At 40.4% G+C, this 6,364-nt stretch carries 3 protein-coding genes and 1 rRNA gene; 3 read left to right on the plus strand and 1 reads right to left on the minus strand.

What is annotated here, in order from left to right; genetic code table 11:
• Positions 1 to 18: 18 nt before the first annotated feature.
• From GJ688_RS07610 to GJ688_RS07620, 3 genes are all read left to right on the plus strand, one after another.
• Complete coding sequence (locus GJ688_RS07610; RefSeq protein WP_155475949.1) at positions 19 to 531, plus strand: zinc ribbon domain-containing protein; 513 nt, start codon at positions 19 to 21, stop codon at positions 529 to 531.
• Positions 532 to 734: 203 nt separating this feature from the next.
• A complete protein-coding gene (locus GJ688_RS07615; RefSeq protein ID WP_155475950.1) occupies positions 735 to 2,579 on the plus strand; it encodes an NAD-binding protein in 1,845 nt (614 codons plus the stop codon).
• A gap of 253 nt (positions 2,580 to 2,832) precedes the next feature.
• On the plus strand, positions 2,833 to 5,997 hold the full coding sequence (locus GJ688_RS07620; protein ID WP_155475951.1) for a TIR domain-containing protein: 3,165 nt from the start codon (positions 2,833 to 2,835) through the stop codon (positions 5,995 to 5,997).
• 186 nt (positions 5,998 to 6,183) lie between these two features.
• On the opposite strand, the gene GJ688_RS07625 is transcribed toward GJ688_RS07620, so the two are convergent.
• Positions 6,184 to 6,364: ribosomal RNA gene (locus GJ688_RS07625) — 23S ribosomal RNA — on the minus strand; the annotation flags it as partial.

The raw sequence follows: 6,364 nt of genomic DNA on the forward strand, positions 1-6,364 counted from the left end.
GTAAAGGAGGAAGTGGCAATGGGGCTTTATGAGACAACGAAAATCGTCCCTGTCTCGCTCTCGGACCTAACTCCAGTGGCGAACGACGTTTTAGATTATTTTCGTGCCCAAGAGTATGATGTCAACGGTGAAGGGACTCCAACTCGGGGATGGCATATCAGTATCAGTAAGGGTGGGATATTTAAAGCCGTCCTTGGCATGAAGACAGCACTGAATATTGAAATTGAGCCTACCCGTACAGGAACATCCCTTAAGGCGGGCATTGGTATATTCGGGATGCAGGCCATTCCCACAGTGATCGCGCTTTTCGTGGCTTGGCCCGTCTTGCTCACTCAGATCTGGGGCCTTGTCAAAAATGCTGATTTGGATGAAGAGGCCATTAATTGTGCCGAAAAAAGCCTATTGAGCCAAGCTACACATCATTCTGCCAGTAAAGCACAAGTTGACCCATCTCAAACTTTTTGTACTAATTGTGGTCATCGACTTCAATCGGGAGATAAGTTCTGCCCTCAATGTGGTACCCGTCGGTAGACTATCCATATCAGTTATACATAGAAACCAAAAAATTGGAGCAGAAATGCTCCAATTTTTCATATGAAACTTCCATGACCTATTGGGTTACAGGCTACGATGAAAACAGCTTGCTCAAAAAGCTTGGCGCAGACAGATAATCTGTCGCGCAACCGTCAAAGTTCAAGTTGCATAGGTTAAAGAACTCGGAGGGAGAAGGACCATTGAAAAAAACTAGCAAACGACAAGGATTATCGTTTTGGGAAATGTGGGATGACTATCAATGGTTGTTATTAGGCTTTCTTACAGTCATAGCAATGGTTTTGGGGATTACCGGATTTATTCAAATGGCGGCCCTATCAGAGGCCTCATTGCATGTTTCGACTATAAGCGATGCTCTTTATCAAACCCTTTTGTTATTTACTTTTGAAGGTGTGGCCACAAATCATGTACCACTTTCTCTTGATATTTCCCGTTGGTTGACCGTCTGCGTGGCCGGATTTGCAGTCGTAAAAACATTCCTTACTATCACGCGAAAAGAATATGGTATTTTTCGGTTGCTCTTTTGCCGTGATCACATCGTTATCTGCGGGCTTGGACGAAAAGGCACATTGCTTATTGAGGATTTACTTTCGTCAACTGAACGTAAAAACCGTCATATCACTGTCATCGAGTTGAATAACGATAATGACCAACTAGTGTCCTATCGAAAGAAAGGAATCACTATTATTCAAGGCAGCGCAACAGATCCAATAACCTTGCAAAAAGCTGGTATCTCTAAGGCCGCTTATCTGTTTATTTTGACAAATAACGATGATACCAATATTGAAATTGCCTTCAAAGCCTTTCAAACCGTTACCTCTTATGCGGTTAACGAAATCATGCCGAAGGTCAAAGATGGCATAATAAGTTCCCGCGATCTGAGAAAGAGGAAAAGCAATCTAAAATGTTATGCTCATGTCAGTAATTCCATCATGTTTGATTTGTTCCGGCAGCACAAGTTATTTAACCACAACCACCGGTCTTTCGAGGGGAAACTTTTCAATTTATATGAAGCAAGTTCCCGTCAAGTTTTTAACCAATATCCCCCTGATGAACTTTGTGGTGGCCTATGCCATCTTCCCGATAGTGCTCCTATACACATCGTGATTGTGGGCTTTGTGACGATAGGCCGGACTCTACTCCTTCACATCCTCCGGCAAGCCCACTACGGAAATTTAAAGAGAACAAGGATTACGATTATCGATAGCGCAGCAGACATCGAATCGTCACGGTTTCGGGGAGCTTATCCCGGTGTAGAACAAGTGGCAGAAGTACATTTTCTGAGCAAGGATCCACAAAGCTTAAATATGCATGATATTCTCCAATTAAACGATATATGTCCGGTCCCCATCCTTTATATTAGCCTTGATGATGATACACTGACTTATCTTACAGCGTACCGACTAGCCGCACAAATTAATCACGTCGGCGATGCCCCTGTCAATGGCCTACAAATCGTGGCATGCATTCCAGAAATTACGCCTTTATATCCGCTGATGAAAGGAAAAGAACAGCTGACCACCTATGACTCTGGACTTCAGCTCCCTGATCAAATGCAGATTTTTCATATGATCAGTGAATCCTGTAACTGGAAAGTGATTGTCCAGGAAGACTTGGACGAGCATGCCGAAAAACTACATCAAGATTATCTAAATACACGGACAGAGCTGACATCAGAAGAAATTTCTATGTCTTGGGACGAGCTGTCAGAAGAGTACCGTAACTCAAACCGCTATGCAGCGGATCATTATTCCATCAAACAACGGGCGATTCTCGCTGCTTTCCAAAATCTGCGTGATAAGGAAAAGGGCCTTCAACCACCTTTTGTGGACGATAATCTGGTAGAACGGCTGGCCCGAATGGAACATCAGCGCTGGACGGCGGAGAAGCTATTATCCGGATGGACCTACGGCCCCAAGCGGGATGACGGAAAAAAGAAAAATCCCAATCTTGTCGATTGGGATCGGCTAGATGAGCAAGTTAAACTTTATAACCTAGAAAATGCGAGAAAACTATTTCGTCGATAACTTAATTTTTCGGCATGATAAATCTGTTTTTTCCAAGATACTTCAGTAGGTTCTATAGCAATTTCACTCTTGATAAATGCGAATCTATCTATTTTTCCAAACTCTAAAATCTTCCATATAGAGGATATTACTTTCTTACATCGAATAACCCCTACGAGATCAAGAGAGTTTAAACAAGAAATCTACTGACTGGATGATCGGTATGTTATTTTTACTCATACGTAATATCAACGGGGGGGGAGATTTATAGGCTATGAAAAAAGAATATGTTTATGATGCTTTTATAAGTTATCGTCACACGGATCTTGATATCGCCGTGGCAAAGAAGTTACACCGCGTGCTCGAAAACTACCGTATACCTAGAAGCATTGCAAAACAAACCGGGATAAAGAAAATCAATAGAGTGTTTCGTGACCAGGAGGAACTGCCAGCCTCAGGTAATCTAAGTGAAAACATACAAACAGCATTGAAAAACTCAAGGTATCTTATCGTCGTCTGCTCTCCGAATACACCAATGTCAAAATGGTGCTGTCAAGAGATAGAAACTTTCAGAAGTCTTCATGGTAATGACAGGATATTATCTATTTTGATTGTAGGCGAGCCTGATGATTCATTCCCTCATGTACTCAGGTTTCATAACGTTGTCGAGCAGAAACCTGATGGCACTTATACTGAAACAGAAAAAGAAGTGGAACCGCTGGCAGCAGACATAAGGGGTAAAGACCTTAACGACATGTGGAAGAAACTTAAAGTTGAGAAACTGAGGCTTCTTGCACCCATGCTAGGTGTCACTTTTGATGATTTGAAACAGCGTCATAGGGAACAATTTATCAAAAATATTGTAGGCATAACACTAGCTTCATCGCTCTTTTTTGCTGCATTTGGTGGCTTTAGCCTCTTCCAGTCTAATGTTATTGCGGCACAAAGTCTCCAACTACAAAGAAGCAACGAGGAAATAAGCCAGAAAAATATAGAACTAGAAAATATAAATCAAAAACTAAAAGCGCAAATAGAAGAGACTTACAGACAGCAAAAAGTTGCCGAGGCGAATGAAAAGGAAGCCATAGAACAACGCCAGAAAGCTGAAAAACAGGCTACTATTGCTGATAGAAATGCTAAAATGGCCAATGAACAAACAAAAATCGCGAGAGAACAGAGAGACCAATCTCAATTAAACGAGTCCGCTTATCTCGCTACTTTATCCAAAGAACGATTTCGGAATGGTGACTGGGTGGGGGCCATAAAGTTCGCCCTAAAAGGATTACCTCAAAATGTCCTTACTCCCGAAAAGCCTTACTCAGAAGAGGCCGATGGCGCACTGTTGGGAGCGCTTTATTCCGATGACAAAAAAAGGGCAATTTTCGATTATCCTAGTGAAACCAAAGAGTTTAGTTCTAACAACAAATGGGTGCTAACTATTGATAACTTGAGAAATGCATACGTATCGAACGTTATGAACGGTGAAGAGATATTGTCCTGGGGTAATGTTTATAAAGCTCAATTCAGTCCTGACGGAACGAAATTACTAATCGTACATTGGGTAGAAGACGGCGACTGGTATAAAGATTTAACTAGAGTTGTCAATATTGAAAACGGTGAAGAGATTCTAAATCTGAATCAAGATTATACTATCAACTCTAATCCCATCGCCAAGTACGACCCCAGCGGCTTAAGAATTCTAACAGCTAATAAAGATGGAGAAGTTAATCTTTGGGATGCACAGCAAGGAAGCAAGTTATTATCTTTTAAACATACTTCAAAAGAAGGCCTTATCGCCGCTGAGTTTAGTACTGATGGTAAAAAAATATTGACCATATCAAAATCTGGAATCGGAAAACTCTGGGATAGTAAATACGGTAAAGAATTACATGAATTTAATTTAATCAATTCCGTTTGTGATAGTTATAATAAAGCGTGCCTTAATTCCCCTCCAGATTTTATCTTCAATAACAATAAAATAATTATGCTTAATATGAGTCATGAAACTGCAAATGTTTTGGACTTTTTTACCGGGAAATTGCTATATAAATTAGACGGTAATGCTAAGTTTAGTTCATTTGATTTTGAAAAAGATGGAGATAAAATCTTAACTACTTTTCCTGATGGTTTCCCTACTTTATGGGACGGACAGACCGGGACACGTTTGAAAAGTTTCTATTCTAAAGGCGATATTGCTTGCATTAGTCCAGATGGAAAAATGGTACTTAAACAATGTGGAAAAACGGGAAAATTTGAAATTTTGGATGCGGAAACTGAGGTCGTGTTAATGGAACTAGACGGTGATATAACCTCAGCAAAGTTTAATTCTGATGGTAGTAAATTTATAACATCCACAAAAAGAACTACGACACTATGGGATTTTGACAAATTAAAGTACACAAAAAGATTAAACGTACAAAATGGAAAGTTCACGTCATGTCAGTTTATCTCTGACGGAAAAAGAATTCTAACGACCACTAGCGATGGTATGGCAGAATTTTGGGATGTTGAGAGTAGTAAAAAAGTAATACAAATGGACTTTGGAAAAGGCACGGATATTTTGGTTAACAAGAGCGGCAATAGAATAATAACGAAATCGAAGAACGGTACAGTATCCTCTTGGGACGTTAATAGTGGTCAGGAAATTTCTAAAGTTCAATTAAAAAATGCTAAGGGTTCTATTTTAGCTATTAGTCACGATGACGGTAAAATAGCTACAGAGGAAAAAGACAACTCTATCTCTATTTGGGATATGGAAAGCGGAGAAAAGATTTCCGAATTACGAGGGCATTTTTATGGCGTAATTACTGCTGAATTCAGCCCAAATGGTCAGGATATTATCTCCGGTTCCTATGATAATACTGCACGCATTTGGGATGTAAAAACGGGAGAGCAACTTGCAAAAATTGAACATCGAAATGATGTTCGCCTAGTCTCCTACACTCAGGATGGATCAATCGTTTTAACTAAAGATTTTTCGAAATTGAGATTCTGGGATGCTAAAACGGGAAAACCTCTGGAGGAAAAAACGAATCTATATAACACTAACATTTACGACCATTTTCGTTTTGGTGAAAATAAGATCGCTTCAATCTCAGACGGACACACCCTACATATTTGGGATTTAACTAATGATAAGGAGCTATTTACGCTTAATCTTCAAGTGGTCGAAGCAGGCGAGTCTCCCGGAGCTATCGTGGGTTTCAGTCCGGATTATAAAAGTGTAGTTACAAGCGGTTCGCAAATATGGAGCTTAGAAAACGGTAAACAATTATCTAGAATAGACAATCTTGATTTTATTAGCTATAGCCCTAGTAGTTCCGAAATTTTGATGTATACTAAAGACAGAAAGAGCATTATTTTCGTCGATTTAAACGTCAATCGTAATATTCAAAATGCTCTCGATCAACTGAACGTAGAAAACTTAATCCCAAATTAGTTTGAATGTCACGTATTTCTGCGGTTAGGGACCATAAACCGCCGAAATCGAGACCTTCTAAAGATACCGATGCACTGGTAAAGTTGAAGTTATGACATAAAAAGAAGTCTATCGCTCTCTAAAGCAATAGACTTCTTTTCATACCCTCAAAACTGAACAGGAGTAAAAGTATTTGAGCGCATGGTTAAGGTCAAGTCCTCGACCGATTCGTACCCGTCGACTGAACACCTCACGGCGTGTACATCTCGGTCCGATCGACCAGGTCATCTTCCTGGGGTCTTACCTACTTCCGTAGTGGGAAGTCTCATCTTTGGGTCGGTTTCGCGCTTAGATGCTTTCAGCGCTTATCCGCTCCCGACATAGCTAC

The organism is Heliobacterium mobile (genome assembly GCF_009720735.1).
GTDB classification, from domain to species: domain Bacteria; phylum Bacillota; class Desulfitobacteriia; order Heliobacteriales; family Heliobacteriaceae; genus Heliobacterium; species Heliobacterium mobile.

What these genes read in the sequence shown, in the direction of transcription:
- GJ688_RS07620 (WP_155475951.1), top strand. Translation starts at nt 2,833, where the DNA reads ATGAAAAAAGAATATGTTTATGATGCTTTTATAAGTTATCGTCACACG.
- GJ688_RS07610 (WP_155475949.1), top strand. Translation starts at nt 19, where the DNA reads ATGGGGCTTTATGAGACAACGAAAATCGTCCCTGTCTCGCTCTCGGAC.